Source organism: Gracilibacillus marinus (genome assembly GCF_042651725.1).
In the GTDB taxonomy this organism is placed as follows: Bacteria; Bacillota; Bacilli; order Bacillales; family Amphibacillaceae; genus Gracilibacillus; species Gracilibacillus marinus.
Window position 1 is genome coordinate 1,464,818 of sequence record NZ_JBHSDV010000001.1, and the last position, 21,154, is coordinate 1,485,971.

Annotated in this window: 19 protein-coding genes; 15 read left to right on the top strand and 4 right to left on the bottom strand. The window is 32.9% G+C overall.

Annotated features, from left to right (window positions below; translation table 11 throughout):
* Positions 1–793: 793 nt before the first annotated feature.
* Entirely contained in the window at positions 794–1,414 is a 621-nt protein-coding gene (gene lexA, locus ACFOZ1_RS06895) for a transcriptional repressor LexA (protein ID WP_390197512.1), read from the bottom strand.
* A 266-nt stretch (positions 1,415–1,680) separates the two neighbouring features.
* Here lexA and ACFOZ1_RS06900 point away from each other — a divergent pair, with 266 nt between their 5' ends.
* The 6 genes from ACFOZ1_RS06900 to ACFOZ1_RS06925 all read left to right on the top strand — a co-directional run bounded on the left by ACFOZ1_RS06900 (position 1,681) and on the right by ACFOZ1_RS06925 (position 6,469).
* Entirely contained in the window at positions 1,681–2,346 is a 666-nt protein-coding gene (locus ACFOZ1_RS06900) for a YneB family resolvase-like protein (RefSeq protein ID WP_390197514.1), read from the top strand.
* A 117-nt stretch (positions 2,347–2,463) separates the two neighbouring features.
* On the top strand, positions 2,464–2,688 hold the full coding sequence (locus tag ACFOZ1_RS06905) for a DUF896 domain-containing protein (protein ID WP_390197517.1): 225 nt from the start codon (positions 2,464–2,466) through the stop codon (positions 2,686–2,688).
* Between the two features lie 153 nt (positions 2,689–2,841).
* A complete protein-coding gene (tkt, locus tag ACFOZ1_RS06910) occupies positions 2,842–4,839 on the top strand; it encodes a transketolase (protein ID WP_390197519.1) in 1,998 nt (665 codons plus the stop codon).
* Positions 4,840–4,967: 128 nt separating this feature from the next.
* A complete protein-coding gene (locus tag ACFOZ1_RS06915; RefSeq protein WP_390197522.1) occupies positions 4,968–5,195 on the top strand; it encodes a YneF family protein in 228 nt (75 codons plus the stop codon).
* 103 nt (positions 5,196–5,298) lie between these two features.
* Entirely contained in the window at positions 5,299–6,003 is a 705-nt protein-coding gene (locus ACFOZ1_RS06920; protein WP_390197525.1) for a cytochrome c biogenesis CcdA family protein, read from the top strand.
* A gap of 40 nt (positions 6,004–6,043) precedes the next feature.
* Positions 6,044–6,469 (top strand): Na(+)/H(+) antiporter subunit B, encoded by a 426-nt coding sequence (locus ACFOZ1_RS06925; RefSeq protein WP_390197528.1) that lies wholly within the window; start codon positions 6,044–6,046, stop codon positions 6,467–6,469.
* 49 nt (positions 6,470–6,518) lie between these two features.
* Here ACFOZ1_RS06925 and ACFOZ1_RS06930 read toward each other — a convergent pair whose 3' ends face one another.
* Positions 6,519–7,001 (bottom strand): DUF2621 family protein, encoded by a 483-nt coding sequence (locus ACFOZ1_RS06930; RefSeq protein WP_390197530.1) that lies wholly within the window; start codon positions 6,999–7,001, stop codon positions 6,519–6,521.
* 238 nt (positions 7,002–7,239) lie between these two features.
* On the opposite strand from ACFOZ1_RS06930, the gene ACFOZ1_RS06935 reads away from it, so the two are divergent.
* From ACFOZ1_RS06935 to ACFOZ1_RS06960, 6 genes are all read left to right on the top strand, one after another.
* The gene (locus ACFOZ1_RS06935) at positions 7,240–8,322 is read left to right on the top strand and encodes an ATP-binding protein (protein WP_390197532.1); all 1,083 of its coding nucleotides are present in this window, start codon (positions 7,240–7,242) and stop codon (positions 8,320–8,322) included.
* A 186-nt stretch (positions 8,323–8,508) separates the two neighbouring features.
* Positions 8,509–11,214: an aconitate hydratase AcnA gene (gene acnA / locus ACFOZ1_RS06940; protein ID WP_390197534.1), complete on the top strand. Its 2,706-nt coding sequence runs from the start codon at positions 8,509–8,511 to the stop codon at positions 11,212–11,214.
* A gap of 148 nt (positions 11,215–11,362) precedes the next feature.
* On the top strand, positions 11,363–11,983 hold the full coding sequence (locus ACFOZ1_RS06945; protein WP_390197537.1) for a TlpA family protein disulfide reductase: 621 nt from the start codon (positions 11,363–11,365) through the stop codon (positions 11,981–11,983).
* Between the two features lie 47 nt (positions 11,984–12,030).
* Positions 12,031–14,292: an AAA family ATPase gene (locus ACFOZ1_RS06950; RefSeq protein WP_390197539.1), complete on the top strand. Its 2,262-nt coding sequence runs from the start codon at positions 12,031–12,033 to the stop codon at positions 14,290–14,292.
* The gene (locus ACFOZ1_RS06955) at positions 14,289–14,714 is read left to right on the top strand and encodes an acyl-CoA thioesterase (RefSeq protein WP_390197542.1); all 426 of its coding nucleotides are present in this window, start codon (positions 14,289–14,291) and stop codon (positions 14,712–14,714) included. The genes ACFOZ1_RS06950 and ACFOZ1_RS06955 overlap by 4 nt, the downstream gene beginning before the upstream one ends.
* Before the next feature lie 3 nt (positions 14,715–14,717).
* Positions 14,718–15,020 (top strand): hypothetical protein, encoded by a 303-nt coding sequence (locus ACFOZ1_RS06960; RefSeq protein WP_390197544.1) that lies wholly within the window; start codon positions 14,718–14,720, stop codon positions 15,018–15,020.
* 10 nt (positions 15,021–15,030) lie between these two features.
* Here the strand turns inward: ACFOZ1_RS06960 and yidD are convergent, their stop codons facing one another.
* Together yidD and plsY are read right to left on the bottom strand one after the other, a co-directional pair.
* Positions 15,031–15,258 carry a membrane protein insertion efficiency factor YidD gene (gene yidD, locus ACFOZ1_RS06965; RefSeq protein WP_390197547.1) on the bottom strand — a complete coding sequence of 76 codons (228 nt, stop codon included), beginning with the start codon at positions 15,256–15,258 and terminating at the stop codon, positions 15,031–15,033.
* A gap of 161 nt (positions 15,259–15,419) precedes the next feature.
* Positions 15,420–16,004: a glycerol-3-phosphate 1-O-acyltransferase PlsY gene (plsY, locus tag ACFOZ1_RS06970; protein WP_390197550.1), complete on the bottom strand. Its 585-nt coding sequence runs from the start codon at positions 16,002–16,004 to the stop codon at positions 15,420–15,422.
* A gap of 140 nt (positions 16,005–16,144) precedes the next feature.
* Between plsY and ACFOZ1_RS06975 the strand changes: the two genes are divergently transcribed.
* The 3 genes from ACFOZ1_RS06975 (at position 16,145) to parC (ending at position 21,100) form a co-directional block, all read left to right on the top strand.
* A complete protein-coding gene (locus ACFOZ1_RS06975) occupies positions 16,145–16,555 on the top strand; it encodes a CoA-binding protein (RefSeq protein ID WP_390197552.1) in 411 nt (136 codons plus the stop codon).
* Positions 16,556–16,684: 129 nt separating this feature from the next.
* Complete coding sequence (parE, locus tag ACFOZ1_RS06980; RefSeq protein WP_390197554.1) at positions 16,685–18,634, top strand: DNA topoisomerase IV subunit B; 1,950 nt, start codon at positions 16,685–16,687, stop codon at positions 18,632–18,634.
* 12 nt (positions 18,635–18,646) lie between these two features.
* The gene (gene parC, locus ACFOZ1_RS06985) at positions 18,647–21,100 is read left to right on the top strand and encodes a DNA topoisomerase IV subunit A (protein WP_390197556.1); all 2,454 of its coding nucleotides are present in this window, start codon (positions 18,647–18,649) and stop codon (positions 21,098–21,100) included.
* Positions 21,101–21,154 lie beyond the last annotated feature (54 nt).

A 21,154-nucleotide genomic window follows, 5' to 3' on the forward strand; every position in this document is an offset into this window, starting at 1 on the left:
ATTAATAGAGTAGATGCTTAAAAGTTTTATATCTTATAACAAAATGTGTTCGCAATTGACTCAAATAAATAAGTTCCCTATATTAATTAATTTCTAAATAAATAATCAAATTCCTGCAAAAAAAATATAAAAAAATAATTTTTGCACAAACTAATAGAGCAGAGTATAAAACCTCTGCTCATATGCTCAACCCATCATGTGAAAATGGTGGGTTTTATTTATTCTCAATATCTAATGAAGCAGGCCATCTACCGAACTAATACTACGATATTATTGCCCCACTTTATGCCCCACCAACGCCCCACTTTTTTGAATAAACTTGAAATAGTTTGATTTTGCGTAAAATCTAAAACATTGATGTATCAATCATTTGGAAGAATTTTATCGAGTTTCTTCCTATTAAATTGTAATCCGTACTCAAGTCCACCCATGGGAAAGAGAACAATATATTCAAATGTATTAATAAACAGAACCCCTTGGCACTTATGGTGTTAAAGGGGTTTATGTATGTGCAGATAACTTAATCTAAAACGAATCAAAACCTCCTTCATGCTATCAGATAAATAAAGAAGTATATAGTGTTGAACTATATACTACTGGGGTATTGGAAAAAAATACGCTAAAAAAGCACGTTGGTCTAATCAAAAAACCACCAGTACACAAAATTGGTGGTTTTTAGTTTATGATTATTAAAATGGGCTTAATTTAGTAATTAAGTCTTTAATCACAACAAATTATTTATAGATTAGAAGTTAAATAAATATAGTAAAATACTTGCCATGCTTCTCTTAGTTTAGATATTTCGATATAAACCTACAACTTTACCTAAAATACTTACATTATCATATATAAGTGGCTCCATTGTCGCATTCTCAGGTTGAAGTCTAATATAATCTTTTTCTTTATAAAATCTTTTTACAGTCGCTTCACTTTCCTCTGTCATCGCAACTACAATATCACCATTAACCGCAACATTTTGTTGTTTCACAATAACTTTGTCTCCATTTAAAATGCCTGCTTCGATCATACTATCTCCTTCAATTACTAAAACAAATAATTGATCACCACTATGCACATCTGTACTAGGGATTGGAATATACTCTTCAATATTTTCAACAGCTGTAATTGGTAGTCCTGCAGTAACCTTACCAATTACAGGTGCAAATGTTGCTGCTGTTTTAGGAATTAACGCTTCGTCTTCTTGTGTTAATACTTCAATTGCTCTAGGTTTAGTAGGATCTCGTCTTATATACCCTTTTTTCTCTAATCTAGCGAGGTGACCGTGCACAGTAGAACTTGATGCAAGGCCAACAGCCTGTCCGATTTCTCTAACGGATGGTGGATATCCTTTCAAATCTACTTGTTCTTTTATATATGCTAGAATTTCTTCCTGTCTTTTCGAAAGATTTGTCATAACGTAATCTCCTTTAACATATGTTTGATTAACATGATTATAACATACGTTCGTAGCAATAACAAACATTCGTTCGAAAAATACTTGACAGGAACTTTTGTTCGTATATAATAAAGGTACGAACAAAAGTTCTATGGAGGGATTAATATGTTAAAAAGAATTTCATTTTTAGATTTATTTTATTTCTTAGCATTTATAGGTGGACTTGTATTTTTTTATAGTTCATTTATATTAAATATATAATTGAACTTTAAGGGATTGATTTTTTGGAAGCAATATTATACTGCCGAGTAAGTACAGATAAAGATGTACAACAAACATCATTAGAAAGGCAAAAAGAAGAATTGACACAATTTGCTACATCATCTGGAATGACTATCATCAAAGTGATTCAAGAAAAAGAAAGCGGCTATGATATTGAACGTGATGGGGTATTTGAGATGTTAGAAGATTTCCAACAACATCGAGCGAATGTTCTGCTTATTCAAGACGAAACAAGGCTAGGACGAGGAAATGCGAAAATAGCATTATTGCATCAATTAGTAAAGTTAAATGTTGAAATTTACTCTGTTTCACATAATGGAAAATTAGAATTATCTGAAGGAGATTCTATGGTATTACAAATTGTAGGTATTGTAGAGGAATATCAAAGAAAACTTCACAATGCAAAAATCAGGCGAGGTATGAGGAAAGCTTTAGATAATGGATACAAACCTGAAAGAAATTTATCAAACCAACATTTAGCTCAAGGAAGGGAACGAAAAAAATTTCCTATTAAAGAAGTCGTTAGATTAAGAGGAAATAATTTAACATTTGAAGAAATTGCATCTATATTACGTGGAATGGGATATAATATTTCTAAAGCGACCGTGCATAGGCGCTATAAAGAGTACGAAATGCTTGAAAAGAACAATTCAACTGATTTACAATAAAGAGAGGATAAAGTGACTATCCTCTCTTTTGTAATACAATGAAAGTTATTTCATGTAAGATACATTTGTTATTAAGATTGTTTTATACTATATAATAATTAATATAAGGAGATTTCTATGTTATCTAAAGACAAAATTAATCGTATTAACGAATTAGCAAATAAAGCTAAAACTTCAGAATTAACAGCTGAAGAAAAAGAGGAACAACAACAGTTAAGACAAGCATATTTAAAAAATGTTAGAAAATCTTTTAAAAATCATATGAAAGGAATGACTGTCATTGATCCGAATGGAAATGATGTCACCCCAGATAAAGTGAAACAACTGAAAACGAAGAAATAATGTACATTATTTCTTCGTTTTAATGTAATTAATGCGCATCATTAATAAAAAGTTAGCTTTTTTTAGTATATATACTTGTCTAATTAACATTTTCGTTATAGGATTATAGATGTGCGTACATATTTCGTTTTTAATTTTGAAAGGGGATTAATTATGTCAAATCAAATCGAACAACAGTCTATTAATGCGATTCGTACTTTGTCAATCGATGCAATTGAAAAAGCGAACTCAGGACATCCAGGTTTACCAATGGGTGCTGCTCCAATGGCTTATACATTATGGACAGAGCATATGAATCAAAACCCAACAAACTCTAAATGGTTTAATCGTGACCGTTTTGTATTATCAGCTGGTCATGGTTCTATGTTACTTTATAGTCTATTACATTTAGCTGGTTACGATTTACCAATAGAAGAACTTAAAAGCTTTCGTCAATGGGGTTCTAAAACACCAGGACACCCAGAAGTTCATCATACTGATGGAGTAGAAGCTACTACTGGACCATTAGGACAAGGTATTGCAATGAGTGTAGGTATGGCAATGGCTGAAAAACACTTAGCAGCAAAATTCAATAAAGATAACTATAATGTAGTGGATCATCATACATTTGCAATCGTAAGTGATGGTGATTTAATGGAAGGTATTTCTCACGAAGCTGCATCACTTGCAGGTCATTTGAAATTAGGTAAATTAATTGCATTATATGACTCAAATGATATTTCATTAGACGGTGAATTAAACAAATCTTTCTCTGAAAATGTAGAAGATCGATTTAAAGCATATGGATGGGAAGTAATCCGTGTAGAAGACGGTAATGATACGAATGAAATCTCAAATGCTATTGCGAAAGCGAAAGAAAATGTTGATCAACCAACGTTAATCGAAATTAAAACAGTTATCGGATTTGGTTCTCCAAACAAAGCTGGTTCTTCCGCATCTCACGGTGCACCACTTGGAGCGGATGAAGTTACTTTAACTAAAGAAGCGTATAAATGGGGCCATGAACCATTCCACGTACCAGAAGAAGTATATGCGGATTTCCGTACGAAAATTGTAGATCGTGGTCAAGAAACAGAAAAAGCATGGAACGAACTATTTGAAGGCTATAAAAATGCATATCCTGAATTAGCAAAAGAATTAGAAGATGCTATTCAAAACAAATTACCTGAAGGCTGGGATAAAGAATTACCAGTGTATGAAAATGGTTCTAAAGCAGCAACACGTGCAACTTCTGGTGAAGTATTAAATGCAATTGCTAAGACAGTACCTTCATTATTTGGAGGAAGTGCAGATTTAGCTGGATCAAATAAAACAAACTTAAAAGATGCTGGTGATTTTTCAGCTAATGAACCAGACAAACGTAATATTTGGTTCGGTGTACGTGAATTTGCAATGGCTGCAGCATTAAATGGTATGGCATTACATGGTGGTCTAAAAGTATTCGGAGGTACATTCTTCGTATTCAGTGATTACTTACGTCCAGCTGTTCGTTTGTCAGCAATCCAAAACTTACCAGTAACATATGTATTAACACATGATTCTATTGCTGTTGGGGAAGATGGACCGACACATGAGCCAATTGAACAATTAGCAGCTTTCCGTGCAATGCCTAATGTTTCCGTATTGCGTCCTGCAGATGGAAATGAAGTACAAGCTGCATGGAGACTAGCAATTGAATCAGACTCTACACCAAGTTTATTAGTTTTAACTCGTCAAGATCTTCCAGTAATTGATGGTACGCAAGAAACTGCATACGAAGGTGTGAAACGTGGTGGTTACGTAATCAGTCCTTCTACAAAAGAAACGCCTGATGCAATTTTAATTGCTACAGGTTCAGAAGTACAATTAGCTGTGAGAGCTCAAGCACAACTGAAAGAAGAAGGTAAAGATGTAAGTGTTGTAAGCATTCCTTCTTGGGATCGTTTTGATAAACAAGACCAAGCTTACAAAGAATCTGTATTACCAAAAGCTGTTACAAAACGCGTAGGTATTGAAATGGCATCATCATTAGGTTGGGAACGTTATGTAGGTCTAGAAGGATCTATTATCGCAATCGATACATTTGGAGCTTCTGCAAATGGTGATAAATTGATTGAAGAGTACGGTTTTACAGTAGAGAATGTTGTAAAACATGTAAATGACTTATTTTAATTGATGATTGAAATAGAAATCCTTAGCATTAGTGCTAAGGATTTCTATCCTTTTCAAAACTATGCTTGTATTATTTTATGACATTTACTATACTGTTATGGAGAGTATTTGAAGGAGGAACAGAATAAATGGGTACAGTTTGGGTTGTACTTATTGCGATTGTAGCATTGCTTATCGGAGTAGCGCTAGGCTTTTTTATTGCAAGAAAGTACATGATGAATTATTTAAAGAAGAATCCACCGATTAATGAACAAATGTTACGCACTTTAATGATGCAAATGGGACAAAAACCTTCTCAAAAGAAAATTGCTCAAATGATGCGTGCAATGAATGGTCAAATGGATAAAAAGAAATAATTTCACATAATTGTCAGAATAGAATCCTTGCTTATAAGTAGCAAGGGTTTTATGCTATTTATAAGCATATTTTGCTAAAAAAATATATTGAGGTGGCTTATTCGTGTCTGATTTAAATATATTTATTGCATTTGGAGCTGGTTTTTTATCATTTATATCACCTTGTGTTTTACCTCTTTATCCAGCATTCTTGTCTTATATAACTGGTATGAGTGTGAATGAAATTAAAGAAGAACAAGGCATGTTTAATTATCGAAGTATCCTACATACATTATTTTTTCTAATCGGATTTTCAAGTATTTTTATTTTACTTGGATTTGCAACTAGTTTTATTGGTGAATTTTTATTTCGATGGGATGATTTAATACGACAGATTGGAGCAATATTAATTATATTTTTCGGATTAGTGATTGTTGGAATCTTAAATTTTTCATTTTTAATGAAAGAAAAGAAAGTACATTTTAAAAATCGACCTGCTGGATATTTAGGTTCTTTGATTATCGGTATGGCCTTTTCCTTAGGTTGGACACCGTGCACAGGTCCTATATTAATGGCAGTCATGTCATTAGCTGCAATAGATACAGAAGTAGGAATCATATTAATGAGTGCATATTCTCTAGGTTTCTCTCTTCCATTTTTTATATTAGCGTTCTTTATTGGCAAAATGACTTGGATTAAACGTAATTCGCAGAAACTAGTGAAAATTGGTGGATACATCATGATTTTTATGGGGTTTTTCTTATTCTTTGACTTAATGACAAAATTAACATCATTTTTAGCTAGTGTTTTTGGTTTTAAAGGATTGTAATTAATGATATGATAATAGGGATAGAGAGGAGTGAGTTGATATGGTAAGAACAAATGACTTAATTTTAAGAACAATGACAGTTCTTATTGCATTTATTTTATTTGGTTTTTCTGTGTACATATTCTTATCAGGGCATAATGCGCCTGGAGGAGGATTCATCGGTGGTTTAATGACATCAGCTGGAATTATCCTTATGTATATGGCTTATGGGTATGAAGCTGTGAATAAAATTCTGCCAATTAACTATAGATACTTAATCGGAATAGGTTTATTATTTGCTATAGCAACTGCAATCGGTTCTTTCATGTTTGGTCAACCATTTTTGAGCCATACATTTGATTATTTTCATTTTCCTATTTTTGGTGAAGTGGAATTAGCTACTGCTACACTATTTGATATTGGTGTTTACTTTACTGTAATTGGAGTAGCATTAACAATCGTACTCACTATTTCAGAAGATCAATAATTAAGTAGGTGTTACCTACATGAAAAAAACGCAACGACAGCGCAGAATTTCATGAGTGATTTCTCGCTTTCGTTGCGTATTTTTTATTGGAGTAGTTATCTGGTGAATATTGAAACAAATCTAAATATGGCGTGACATCTATATTTTTTTCTTTTAGTTTTTTATTTAAAAATTTATGATCTCTTTTTGGTGTTGCTAAAATATAGCCTTCAATAAGTAGTTCTTCCGTAATATGTTTTTTATCTCGAGTAAGTGCCAATTCACCAATTTTAGCAGCAATTTTTTGTCTTGCCACATCACGAAATAATTCAGGAACAGGAGATACTAACTCCTCTAATAGATCTTTTTGTTCTTGAGACCACATATCTTTCGTTTTTTTAACGTAGTATTCTTCCCAATCAAGATCTGATTTACCATCTTGTTTTGGGAGACTCTTCAAGAATTTTCGAAACATAAAATATCCACCTATTGCCATAAATCCAGCAAGAATGAAAGTCCAGGTTACAATAAACATGGAGAATCCAAATGACATCTCGTTCACACTCATTTCTTTTAATTTAATCTAAGAACATATTGTTTTGATGGTATATTTTGTAGTAATATAACAATAAAACATACTAATTAGGCATCTTCTTACATTTTTCTCATAAAATTTTAGTAATGCTTCTTAATTATAGCAAGAATTTCGTATGAAAAGAAAGAATTAGTTACATAAATCATACATATGATGTAATAAATATATTACTACATGAGAGAGGAGGTATATAGAGATGAATCATATTAAATACTCCACAAAAAAGACTAGTGACATTCAGGAATGCCATTTGGCTGATTTACCGAAGGATATCATTCAAACAATTGATTCCATAAATTATGATTTAATCACACTTAGTGATTTTTCTGGTGCTATCACATTCGTGTCTGACTCTGTTGAAAGAGTACTTGGTTATACAACAAAAGAACTGCTAGGAAAATCTATATATCGTTATATGATGCAAGATGATAAAAAGTATATTCAAGATAATTTTGACAAAAATGCTTTAGCAAACCAAAAATTTTATTTACATATTAGACATAACTCAGGCAAATTTATTATTTTTGAAACAAATGCAATTATAATTAACAAGGATAGTAACAAAACACAAATATTATCTGTTTCTAAAGATATTTCAGATAAAAAGCAAGCAGAAGAAATGATTATTCGTTCTGAAAAGATGTCAATAGCTGGACAACTAGCTGCAGGCATTGCACATGAAATAAGAAATCCTCTAACTTCTTTAAGAGGATTTATTCAACTTCTACAAGCAGGGTTAGAAAATAAGCAAGAGTATTATAAAATAATGATGGATGAAATTGAGAAGATTAATACGATTACATCAGAATTATTGTTTATCTCTAAACCAATGACGGATGAAAAAACAGACGAGAAAGTATCAGAAATGTTGAATGATGTCATCATTTTATTAAGTACCCACGCTAGTTTATTTAAGATTGAATTACAATTACAGATAAGAGAAGACATGCATATCCATTGTGACCGTTCGCAGCTAAAACAAGTATTTATTAATTTGATTAAAAACGCAATAGAAGAAATGAGTGATGGAGGAATTATTCAAACAATAGTTGAAAGACAAAACAATTGTTGTGTCATTTCCATTATTGATCAAGGTCCTGGAATTCCTAAACATCTTATTCACAAATTAAAAGAACCATTCTTTACAACGAAAAAAAACGGGACTGGTTTAGGTTTAATGATTTCTAATCAAATCATCGAGAATCACCACGGATACTTAGAAATTAAATCCGAAAAAAATATCGGAAGTACATTCAGTATATATATACCACTAAACTAAAAATTCACCCACGATCTTACATCATTCTATATAATTCCTTATAAATCATAGTTTTTTTGTTGAAACATTTTACTTATAAACCGATTTCATTTAAAATAGTAGAGTACATACTATTAGTTTAGTATCTGTAGATATGATTGGGCAGCAAAAAGGTCTAACATTTACGAAGGGGGTAACTTAATTACAATGTCAAACGAGAACGTTTTTCAAGCAAAGAAACAATTTGAATTAAATGGTAAAAAATATAACTATTATCATTTAAAAGCATTAGAAAAAGATGGAGTAGGTAATATTGAACGTTTACCATTCTCTATTCGAGTATTACTAGAGTCATTGGTACGTCAACATGATGGACATGTTATTAAAGACGAGCATGTGACTAGTCTTGCCAACTGGGGTAAAGGTGAAGTGGAAGATGTGCCATTTAAGCCATCTCGTGTTATTTTACAAGATTTCACTGGAGTACCTGCAGTTGTAGATTTAGCTTCATTAAGAAAAGCAATGGTTGATATGGGTGGCTCTCCTGACTCTATTAATCCTGAAGTACCTGTTGATTTAGTTATTGATCACTCAGTACAAGTGGATGAATATGGTACAAAAAATGCGTTACAAGCAAACATGGAACTAGAGTTTGAACGTAATGCTGAGCGCTATGAATTTTTAAATTGGGCACAAAAAGCATTTGATAATTATCGTGCTGTACCACCTGCGACAGGTATCGTACACCAAGTAAACTTAGAATACTTAGCAAATGTTGTACACGCAATTGAAAATTCAAATGGTGAGTACGACGCATTTCCTGATACTTTATTCGGTACAGACTCCCATACTACAATGATTAATGGTCTAGGTGTACTAGGCTGGGGTGTTGGTGGTATTGAAGCAGAAGCAGGTATGTTAGGGCAACCTTCTTATTTCCCTGCACCTGAAGTAATTGGTGTGAAGTTTACAGGAAGTTTTCCAAATGGAACTACAGCTACTGACCTCGCATTAAAAGTAACACAAGTACTACGTGAGAAAAAAGTTGTTGGTAAATTTGTAGAGTACTTCGGTCCAGGTCTTAAAGACATGCCTTTAGCAGATCGTGCTACGATTTCAAATATGGCTCCAGAGTATGGTGCAACATGTGGTTTCTTCCCTGTTGACGAAGAAGCATTAAATTATTTACGCCTAACAGGACGCAGTGAAGATCACATCGCTCTTGTTGAAAAATATTGTAAAGAGAATCATTTATGGTATTCTCCAGATCAGCCAGATCCAGAATTTACAGCCTTAGTTGAAATCAATTTATCTGAGTTAGAACCAAACCTATCAGGTCCAAAGCGTCCGCAAGATCTAATCCCATTATCTAATATGAAAGACGCATTTAATGAAGCAATTACTGCACCTGCAGGTAATCAAGGTTTTGGTCTTGATAAAGATGAATTCAATAAAGAAGTAGAAGTAAAACATCCAAACGGAAAAACTTCTACGATGAAAACTGGTGCTGTTGCTATTGCAGCAATTACATCATGTACGAATACATCTAATCCATACGTAATGTTAGGTGCAGGCTTACTTGCTAAAAAAGCTGTTGAAAAAGGTTTACAAGTACCAGCATATGTGAAGACATCTTTAGCACCTGGTTCAAAAGTTGTAACAAGTTATTTAGAAAATTCAGGCTTGATGCCATACCTAGATCAACTTGGATTCAATCTAGTTGGATATGGATGTACAACATGTATTGGAAACTCAGGACCATTACGTGAAGAAATAGAGCTTGCCATTGCGGACAATGATCTAACAGTAGCATCTGTTCTTTCAGGAAATCGTAACTTTGAAGGTCGTATTCATCCATTAGTAAAAGCTAACTATTTGGCTTCACCACCAATTGTTGTTGCATATGCATTAGCTGGAACTGTTGATATTGATCTTAAAACAGAGCCACTAGGAAAAGATAAAGATGGAAATGACGTATTCTTTGATGATATCTGGCCATCTATGGATGAAGTGCGTGAGCAAGTTGAAAAAGTGGTTACACCAGAGATTTTCCGTAAAGAATATGAAAATGTATTTGCATCAAACGAAAAATGGAATGCAATTGAAACAACAGACGAGCCATTGTATGCGTGGAATACAGATTCTACTTACATTCAAAATCCTCCATTCTTTGAGGGGCTGTCTAAAGAAGCAGGAAAAGTTACGCCTTTAGTTGGTATGAGAGCAATTGGTAAATTTGGAGATTCCGTAACAACAGATCATATATCCCCAGCTGGTGCGATTGCAAAAGATATGCCTGCAGGTAAGTATTTACAAGATAAAGATGTATCACCACGTAATTTTAACTCTTATGGATCTCGTCGTGGTAATCACGAAGTAATGATGAGAGGTACTTTTGCAAATATTCGTATTAAAAACCAATTAGCACCTGGTACAGAAGGTGGCTTCACAACATATTGGCCATCAGAAGATGTGATGCCTATATATGATGCAGCTATGAAGTATCAAGAAGATGGAACAGGTTTAGTTGTTTTAGCTGGAAATGACTACGGAATGGGTAGTTCACGTGACTGGGCAGCTAAAGGTACGAATTTATTAGGAATCAAAACTGTTATTGCTCAAAGCTTTGAGCGTATTCACCGCTCTAACTTAGTCATGATGGGTGTTTTACCACTTCAATTTAAAGATGGTGAAGGCGCAGATTCTCTTGGATTAACTGGTCGTGAGACTTTTGCTGTAGAAATTGATGAAACAGTAAAACCTAGAGACATTGTTAAGGTTACAGCAACAGATGAGAGTGGAAAAGTAACAGAATTTGAAGCAATTGCTCGTTTTGATAGTGATGTAGAAATTGACTACTATCGTCATGGTGGTATTCTTCAAATGGTATTACGTAACAAATTAGCAAAATAAAATTTAAATAGTAATCCCAACAATTCGAATGTTTATTTTAATTGTTGGGATTTTTTATATGACGATAATACTAAATATAGATATTAGACTTGTATTTCTATATCACGTATAATAGATATACTATAAAGAAAGAACAGGGATGAAGAAGATGTGGAAAAAGATTGTTGCAATTATTTTGCTTAGTGTTTTAGTTATTTTAGTTATTTATAATAATTTCCCCTCATTATTCAGTAATGAAGTAAGTAATGAGCCTAATATGTTTGATGTAACAGGAGATACTTCGATTAATGGTGAATATATTGTCGCACCAAATAAAGAAATGTTAAAAGAAGGCATGCAAGCACCAGATTTTTCTTTACCTTCTTTACATTCAGATGAATTAGTGTCCTTAAGCAGTTTTTCTAAAGAATACATCGTATTAAACTTTTGGGCTACATGGTGTAAACCTTGTACGGAAGAAATGCCTGATTTACAAAAGTTAAAAGAAACTTACGAGAGCAAGGTAGATGTCATTGCATTGAATATAACGAGTATGGAAAGTAAAGTAGAAAATATAAAGAAATTTATTAAGGATGGCAACTTTACCATGGACGTTTTATTAGATACTGATGGTCAAACATATGAACAATATTCAGTAATTAATGTACCATCTACATTTTTCATTCGAAAAAGTGATTATACTATTGTAAAACGTGTAAATGGTATGATGACATACGATCAAATGGAAGACCATTTAGAAGGTATTTTTAATGAAAATAAATCCTCTTAGAAATTCTGAGAGGATTTTTATCATGAACAGTTGGGAGAGTATATGCAATGGATAATTTTGATTTGTTAAAAAATAAAATCAATCAATGGAAACATATAGATGATGTACCACCATACACGGAAATTGAATTATTACGTATGATAGATTGTTATGAAGGGGAACTAGAAAAAGATAAAGAAACAGAAACAATCTTGTATGCGATGTTAGTCTATTACCGTTTAAAAAGACAAGTTACAGACGATTACATGAACAAAGTATTAGAACAATCTAATTTTAAAAACCATCCAATGGTTCAAGAAATTATTGCATTAAAATACTTTTTGTTTTGTTCTCAACAATTTCAAGAGACAGATTTTAATCAGTACATAATGAGAGAAACGGATTTTGATCCTGTCAAGTTGAAGAAAGCAAAAGCGCTATCGAAAGAAATTACAGAATTAGAGAAATTATACGATCGTACATCCAATCTACAATCGTCCTTAAAGAAGGCTTTTTCACTTATCTTTGACAATATGACTGAATTGTCTGATATGACTAATGAGATTATATATGCTTTAGAACAAAGAAAAACAGTGCAAATCATCTCATTATACAATGAAAAGATTGAGCGGTTAGAAAAATCGATTATTCTCTTTAAAGAACATTTACCGAGTTTTATGCAAGAAGAGAATTGGAATGATCCGCTAGAAGAGTTGAATCAAATGATCGGTCTTACAGATGTAAAATCATATATTAATCAATACTATCATTATTTGAAGTATCAAAAAAAGCGTAAAGAAGTTGGCTTTAATATGGTTGATGAACAAGGCTTACATATGGTTATTACAGGTAATCCAGGTACTGGTAAAACAACTATTGCGCGATTATTAGCTATGATTTACCATAGGTTAGGATTATTAGAAACCGATAAAGTGGTAGAAGTAAATCGCTCACAATTAGTTGGATCATTTATGGGGCAAAGTGAAGAAAATACATTGAATTATGTTAAAAAGGCATTAGGCGGCGTTTTATTTATTGACGAAGCGTATAACTTAAAGCGTGAAGACCAGACAGGGAATGATTATGGACAAACTGTTATCGACACACTAGTTGCTAGCATGACTGGTAGTAAGTATGGAAATAAGTTTGCTGTGATCATCGCTGGATATCCTGAAGAGATGAACCATTTTCTGTGGTCAAATCCAGGTTTACGTAGTAGGTTTCCTGATGGTAATTTCATTGAGCTTCCTGATTTTTCTATGAGTGAATTGCTCAAAATCGCAGAAAATACGGCATTACAAAATGATTATTTTTTCACGGAGAAAGCATTATTGTCTTTTGAATCATTAATAGATAAATCAAAAGTGGATGCAACTTTTGGGAATGCTCGAACGATTAAAGACTTAGTTTTAAAAGTTATTTTTCATATGGGTGCAAATCGAACAATACATGAAAATGATGACTGGATTAGTCATATGAGAATAAGTGAGGAAGATATCGAAAGATTAGATGATGTGAAGAGTAATGAGCATCCTCTAGAAGAGCTTGATCAATTAATTGGTTTAAATAATCTTAAAGATGAAGTGAAAAAGCTATCCGCTTTTGTTCAAGTGCAACAACAAAGAAAATCATTAAATTTACCAGTTATCCCAATTCAAGTACATTCCGTTTTTTCTGGAAATCCAGGCACTGGTAAAACAACTGTTGCAAAGATTTTTGCTAGGATTTTAAAAGACTGTGGATTATTAAAAAGAGGGCATTTAGTAGTTGCATCAAGAAGTGACTTAGTCGCAGGATATACTGGACAAACGGCTATTAAAACAAAAAATAAAATAAGAGAAGCGCTTGGTGGGGTTTTATTTATTGATGAAGCCTATTCATTGAATCGAGGAGATAAAGATTTTGGTAAGGAAGCGATTGATACACTAGTTGATGAAATGACAAAACATAACGAAAATATTGTTGTGATATTAGCTGGTTATAAAACAGAGATGGAACAATTTATCAATAGTAATCCAGGTCTTGAATCTCGATTTAAAAAGTACTTTCATTTTGATGATTATTCAAAGGATGAGTTAATGGAAATGGTTCAATATCATGTCAAAAAATATGAATACACGATATTAGACGAAGCAGCAGCATATTTAAAAAATCAATTTCGTGCTAATCAAATAAATGGAAATGGTCGTTTTATTGTCAATCTTATTAATGAGGCAATACAATACCAAGCATTAAGACTTCAACTAAATGCAACGAATGAACAATTTACCACTCTTACGAAAGAAGATTTTCAGTTAGCGTGGAATGCAACAAGGGGGAAAAATGAATGAAAGTGAGAACTCCAATAAAGGTCCGATATCAAGAAACAGATCAAATGAGTGTTGTTTATCATGCTAATTATTTAGTATGGTTTGAAATAGGAAGAACAAGCTTTATTGAAGAACTAGGTTTTGAATATCAACAAATGGAGAAAGATGGTGTGGTTTCGCCAGTCATTCATGCAGATGTACATTTTATCAAACCTGTACGTTATGGTGAAGAGGTTTTTGTGGATACATGGTTAGAAAGCTATAATGGTATTCGTACAACATATGGTTATAGTATAAAGAAAGCAGATGACACTGAAGCGGTAAAAGGTACAACAGATCATGTCATTGTGCAAAAAGATACATTTCGACCGTTATCACTTAAGAGAAAATTTCCTGACTGGCATCAAGCCTATTTAAAAGCATTAGAAAGCGGAGTGGAGTAACAAATGGCTTTTGGTATTACTCGAGAAATTCTAAGTCAATGGAAACAGAAAGTAAGAAACGAAGAAATAGCATTCCTGACACATTATTGGATTGATGATCGATTTCCTAATTGCAATACTGTCACAAAAGTAGGCTGTTCCAATTTAGAGAAATTAAGTGAGTGGGGAAAAAAGTATCATTTACAGAAAGAATGGATCCATATGGACGACCAATTTCCACATTTTGATTTATTTGGGGAAACACAGCGCGCTATATTAAAGAATGAATTCCAACTAGATCAACTAAAGCGTCTAGAAGCAGAATAAAACTAGTACCTTATTGATTCTTCTGCTTCGTTGGAACAGGATCAAATCCTCCAGGATGAAAAGGATGACACTTTAAAATTCGTTTGATGCTTAAATACATTGCTTTAAAGAAGTGAAATTGTTGGAAACATTCTAAAGAATATTGAGAACATGTTGGTTGAAAACGACATGTTGGCAAGAACATGGGGCTTATGTACTTTTGATAGAAACGAATGATTAGTATAAATATTTTTTTCATTTGTAATCATATATCCTTTCGTGTATTTTAACTTTTGACGTTTAAAAAAGAGACCTTGTATGATCTCTTTTTTAAATCATTTTTTTGCTCAATCAAACTTACATTCATTTATATATAATCAAACGAATGATTGTAATAATACATACAATGTCAAATTATATTTACATCCAAGTGATTTTAGGTTCTGTCTTATCTACAATTCTTTTAATATTCGACTTGTGTCGATAAATAACGAATATGGTTAATAAGCTTGTCACAATCAATAATCCCATTTCTTTTTGTATAATTGTTACAATGACTGTTATAATACCTGTTAACATGGATGATAAAGATACATATTTTGTAATATACAAAATAACAAGGAAGCTAATGATCATAATAATAAATAATAAAGGATTCACACCTAGGATGACACCAGATGACGTCGCAACAGCTTTGCCTCCTTTAAATTTAGCGAAAATTGGATAGACATGTCCAATTACTGCAAATATCCCTACAATAAGAGGATAGACAGTTTCTGCTTGAAACAATATTGGTAATACTACAGCAATGGTTCCTTTTAGAATATCGCCAATAGTTACGATAATTCCTGCCTTCATTCCGAGCACACGAAATGTATTAGTAGCTCCAAGATTGCCACTTCCATGTTCTCGAATATCTGTCTTATAACCAATTTTACCAACAATTAATCCAGTTGGAATGGAACCGAGTAAATATGCAATAATACAAAAAATAATATATTCCATTTACAAACCCCTTACTTTTCATGATACATTTATTTTAGCACGTAATTTCCAAAATGAATATAATCCATGTTTATATTTTTAAAGAGATATGTAATTTGATGAATGAAGAACAACAGAATTTAAAAAAATGAGGTGTTTTAATGAACTTTAAGACAGAAAAAGATTTGATGAAATATATGTTACAACATACAAAAACAATTGCAGTCATTGGGTTATCGGATAATCCTAACAGAACTTCTTATCAAATAGCAAAAGCTATGCAAGCAAGTGGCTATCGAATTATCCCAGTAAACCCTAATGCAACAACTGTTTTAGGTGAGAAGTCATATCCTTCTATTTTAGATGTGGACGAGACGTTTGAACTAGTCAATGTTTTTCGTAAACCGATATATTTAGAAGAAATTGCTGCAGATATTGTTCAAACAAATGCTCCTTTTGTTTGGTTTCAACAAGGTCTTTTTAATGAAAATGCAAAATCTTTTCTAGAAGAACGAAAAAAATATGTTATTATGAATCAGTGTATTAAAGTTGCGCATAGTTTGTTATTATGAGCTTTATCCACTTTACAAAAAGGAACATTCGTTCTATATTAAGAGTAGACGGATAGTATTTTATTAAAACTTTTCACATAAATAAATAATTTGCGTTTTGTTGGAGTAATGGAAGGAGTTCAATGAAAGATGGTTAATAACACAGTGTATTCGGATGAGTCAATTCAAGTTTTAGAAGGACTTGAAGCTGTTCGAAAAAGACCTGGTATGTATATCGGCAGTACAGATGCTCGTGGATTACATCATTTGGTTTTTGAAATTGTAGATAATTCTGTTGATGAAGCATTATCAGGATATGGAGACCATATTCAAGTAATCATACATGCAGATCAAAGTATTTCAGTAAAAGATAAAGGGCGTGGTATGCCTACAGGGATGCATCAGATGGGTAAACCAACACCTGAAATCATTTTGACAGTCTTACATGCCGGAGGGAAATTCGGCCAAGGAGGCTACAAAACAAGCGGTGGATTACATGGTGTAGGGGCATCTGTAGTTAATGCATTATCGGAATGGTTAGAAGTTGAAATTGCTAGAGATGGTTATTTATTCACTCAACGATTTGAAAATGGTGGAAAACCTGTCACTACTTTAGAAAAGAAAGGGAAAACAAAGGAAACAGGTACAACCATCACATTTAAACCAGATCGCTCTATCTTTTCAACAGATGTGTACCAATTTGAAATATTAGCAGAGAGACTTAGAGAAGCAGCATTTTTATTAAAAGGGATTACAATTGATTTAATCGATGAAAGAACAGAAACAAATGAATCCTATACGTACCCAGACGGATTAAAAGAATTTGTAGAATATTTAAACGAAGATAAAGATGTGCTTCATTCTGTTGTTTCATTTGAAGGAGAGCAATTAGGTATTGAGCTTGATTTTGCTTTTCAATTTAATGATGGGTACACCGAAAGTATTTTATCGTTTGTAAATAATGTTCGTACAAAAGATGGTGGAACGCACGAAGCTGGAGCAAAAACAGCGATAACGCGAGTTTTTAATGATTATGCCAGAAAAATGACCCTACTTAAAGATAAAGACAAAAACTTAGAAGGAAATGATATCAGAGAAGGCTTTACTGCTGTAATTTCAGTGAGAATTCCCGAAGAAAAGCTTCAGTTTGAAGGACAAACAAAAGGGAAATTAGGCACAGCCGAAGCACGCTCAGCAGTAGATGCAATAGTAGCGGAACATTTGCTATATTTCTTAGAAGAAAATCCAGATATCTCCTCCATGCTTATAAAAAAAGCAATAAGAGCAAAAGAAGCAAGATTAGCTGCACGAAAAGCGAGAGAAGAAGCGAGAAGCGGCAAAAAGAAAAAAAGAAAAGATGCCTTATTAAGTGGGAAATTAACACCTGCTCAGTCGAAGAACCCCGATAAGAATGAATTGTACTTAGTTGAGGGTGATTCTGCTGGTGGCTCTGCAAAACAAGGAAGAGATCGTAAATTCCAAGCAGTCCTACCACTGCGAGGGAAAGTTATTAATACTGAAAAAGCGAAACTTGTAGATATTTTGAAAAATGAAGAAATTTCAACTATTATTCATACAATTGGTGCAGGTGTAGGTACGGAATTTAATGTAGAAGATGTGCAATATAATAAAATTGTTATCATGACAGATGCCGACACGGATGGTGCACATATTCAAGTATTATTACTAACATTTTTCTATCGATACATGCGACCATTAATTGAAGCTGGTAAAGTATTTATAGCATTACCTCCACTTTATCAAATTACAAAAGGAAAAGGCGCTAAAAAAGAAGTAGAGTATGCATGGAATGAAGATGATATGAAACACATTACTAAAAAATATAAAACTAGCTATCAATTACAACGATATAAAGGTCTCGGTGAAATGAACGCAGATCAACTTTGGGAGACGACAATGAATCCTGAAACAAGAACATTAATTCGAGTTACGATTGATGATTTAGCTCGTGCTGAAAAACGTGTCACAACGTTAATGGGAGATAAAGTAGAACCAAGACGTAAATGGATTGAATCACACGTTCAATTTACGCTTGATGAAGACGAAAATATTATGGACAATGAAAATATACAATTATAGGAGGAATCATTTTTGATCATGGACGAAAAATTTCTCGATCTCCCTTTAGAAGAAGTGATGGGAGATCGATTTGGTAGATATAGTAAATATATTATTCAAGATCGTGCATTACCAGATGCTAGAGATGGATTAAAGCCAGTACAACGTCGAATTTTATTTGCAATGCATGAAGAGAAGAATACACATGATAAACCTTTTCGTAAGTCTGCGAAAACGGTAGGAACAGTAATTGGTAATTACCATCCTCATGGTGATTCCTCCGTATATGAAGCAATGGTTCGATTAAGTCAAACATGGAAAGTACGAAATGTACTTGTAGAAATGCATGGTAATAACGGGAGTGTTGATGGGGATCCACCTGCTGCGATGCGTTATACAGAAGCAAGACTTTCTGCTATAGCGGAAGAGTTGATACGTGATATTGATAAAGAAACGGTAGATTATATTCCTAACTTTGATGATACTATTTATGAACCTGTCGTATTACCAGCAAGAATACCTAATTTATTAATGAATGGATCGACAGGTATTTCAGCAGGATATGCAACAGAAATACCTCCACATAATTTAGGTGAAGTAATTGATGCAATTATCCATAAATTAGACAAGCCTGATGCAACTGTCGAAGATTTACTTACATATATCAAAGGTCCTGATTTCCCAACAGGTGGTATATTACAAGGGAAAGAAGGTTTAAAAAAAGCATATCAAACAGGTAAAGGAAAAGTGGTTGTTCGTGGAAGAGCGGTAATTGAACCATTAAAAGCAGGCAAAGAACAAATTGTCATTGATGAAATTCCATATGAAGTGAATAAAGCTACACTCGTAAAACGTATGGATGAATTACGTATTGATCGAAAAGTAGAAGGTATTGCTGAAGTAAGAGATGAAACAGATAGAACTGGACTTAGAATTGTAGTCGAATTAAAAAAAGAAGCAGATAGTCAAGGTGTACTGAATTATTTGTACAAAAATACTGATTTACAAATAACATATAACTTTAATATGGTGGCAATTAAAGACAAAACACCACGATTACTTAGTTTAACAGATATGATTGATGCGTATACATCACATCAGAAAGAAGTTGTTATTCGCCAAACACGTTATGATTTACAAAAAGCTGAAAAACGTGCACATATTGTGGAAGGTTTAATAAAGGCTGTATCCATTTTAGATGAGTTAATTGCAACAATTCGTGCATCAAAAGATAAGCAAGATGCAAAGGTAAGAATACAAGAGAAATATGACTTTACTGAACCCCAAGCAGAGGCAATAGTAACATTACAATTATATAGATTAACAAATACAGATATTACGTCATTACAAAAAGAAGCTGCTCAATTAGCTAGTGCAATTGACGAATACCAATCTATATTAAATGATCAAAAAAAATTACTACAAGTTATAAAAAAAGACTTGCGTCAAATGAAAAAGAAATACGAAGAACCAAGAAAAACAAAAGTAGAAGATGAGATTGAAGAACTCAAAATTAACGTCGAAGTAATGATTGCAAGCGAAGATGTCATTGTGTCTGTTACCAATCTAGGTTATGTAAAAAGAACGAGTGTCCGATCATATTCTGCTTCGTCTGAAGACGATTTTATGATAAAAGATGAAGATCATGTAATAGGATTATATGAACTAAATACAACAGATCACATATTACTGTTTACATCAAAAGGGCGATATATGCCAATACCAGTCCATCAACTACCAGATATTCGATGGAAAGATTTGGGTCAGCACATCACTAATATTGCTTCAACTGACAAAGACGAAGTAATAATCAATGCTATTCCAGTTCGGAATTTCAATCCAAATCACTACCTTGTCTTTTTTACAAAAAATGGTTTCATAAAGAAGAGTTCTCTAGAATTGTATGCTTCACAACGCTTTTCTAGACCTTTAATTGCTTTAAATTTAAAAAAGGAAGATACATTATTAAATGTACAATTAACAAATGGACAAAACGATATCTTTATTACGACAAACAAAGGATATGGACTATGGTATAGTGAAGACGAAGTTTCACCGATTGGCCAGCGAGCAGCAGGTGTAAAAGCAATTCAGTTAAAAGAGAATGAGTATGTAGTGAATGGTGTAGTTGTAGATAAAAATAAAACTAAACAACAATTATTTGTGATGACGCAAAGAGGTGCATGTAAACGGATGACGATTGATCAATTCGATAAAACATCCCGTGCAAAAAAAGGCTTAGTAATGTTAAGAGATTTAAAATCTAAACCACACTATATTGTTGGATTTGAATTAGTCACAGAAAATGATTGTATAATAATTAGAACAAAATATGACAAAACACAACCTATCTTCATGCATGATGTCCCGATGAGTGAACGATATAGTAATGGATCGTTTATTTTGGATACAGACATAGATGGTGAAATTACATCGATTTGGCCTTCAGGTACATTACTCAAACCATTTAATCAAATAGAAGAATAACGACAAAAATACCAAGTTATATATTTACTTGGTATTTTTTTTCGTATATATAAT

What these genes read in the sequence shown, in the direction of transcription:
- ACFOZ1_RS06915 (WP_390197522.1), top strand. Translation starts at nt 4,968, where the DNA reads ATGGGTACAGTTTGGGTTGTACTTATTGCGATTGTAGCATTGCTTATC.
- ACFOZ1_RS06930 (WP_390197530.1), bottom strand. Translation starts at nt 7,001, where the DNA reads ATGTCATTTGGATTCTCCATGTTTATTGTAACCTGGACTTTCATTCTT.
- tkt (WP_390197519.1), top strand. Translation starts at nt 2,842, where the DNA reads ATGTCAAATCAAATCGAACAACAGTCTATTAATGCGATTCGTACTTTG.
- lexA (WP_390197512.1), bottom strand. Translation starts at nt 1,414, where the DNA reads ATGACAAATCTTTCGAAAAGACAGGAAGAAATTCTAGCATATATAAAA.
- ACFOZ1_RS06905 (WP_390197517.1), top strand. Translation starts at nt 2,464, where the DNA reads ATGTTATCTAAAGACAAAATTAATCGTATTAACGAATTAGCAAATAAA.
- ACFOZ1_RS06925 (WP_390197528.1), top strand. Translation starts at nt 6,044, where the DNA reads ATGGTAAGAACAAATGACTTAATTTTAAGAACAATGACAGTTCTTATT.
- ACFOZ1_RS06960 (WP_390197544.1), top strand. Translation starts at nt 14,718, where the DNA reads ATGGCTTTTGGTATTACTCGAGAAATTCTAAGTCAATGGAAACAGAAA.
- yidD (WP_390197547.1), bottom strand. Translation starts at nt 15,258, where the DNA reads ATGAAAAAAATATTTATACTAATCATTCGTTTCTATCAAAAGTACATA.
- ACFOZ1_RS06935 (WP_390197532.1), top strand. Translation starts at nt 7,240, where the DNA reads ATGAATCATATTAAATACTCCACAAAAAAGACTAGTGACATTCAGGAA.
- ACFOZ1_RS06945 (WP_390197537.1), top strand. Translation starts at nt 11,363, where the DNA reads ATGTGGAAAAAGATTGTTGCAATTATTTTGCTTAGTGTTTTAGTTATT.
- parE (WP_390197554.1), top strand. Translation starts at nt 16,685, where the DNA reads ATGGTTAATAACACAGTGTATTCGGATGAGTCAATTCAAGTTTTAGAA.
- plsY (WP_390197550.1), bottom strand. Translation starts at nt 16,004, where the DNA reads ATGGAATATATTATTTTTTGTATTATTGCATATTTACTCGGTTCCATT.
- ACFOZ1_RS06975 (WP_390197552.1), top strand. Translation starts at nt 16,145, where the DNA reads ATGAACTTTAAGACAGAAAAAGATTTGATGAAATATATGTTACAACAT.
- acnA (WP_390197534.1), top strand. Translation starts at nt 8,509, where the DNA reads ATGTCAAACGAGAACGTTTTTCAAGCAAAGAAACAATTTGAATTAAAT.
- ACFOZ1_RS06955 (WP_390197542.1), top strand. Translation starts at nt 14,289, where the DNA reads ATGAAAGTGAGAACTCCAATAAAGGTCCGATATCAAGAAACAGATCAA.
- ACFOZ1_RS06950 (WP_390197539.1), top strand. Translation starts at nt 12,031, where the DNA reads ATGGATAATTTTGATTTGTTAAAAAATAAAATCAATCAATGGAAACAT.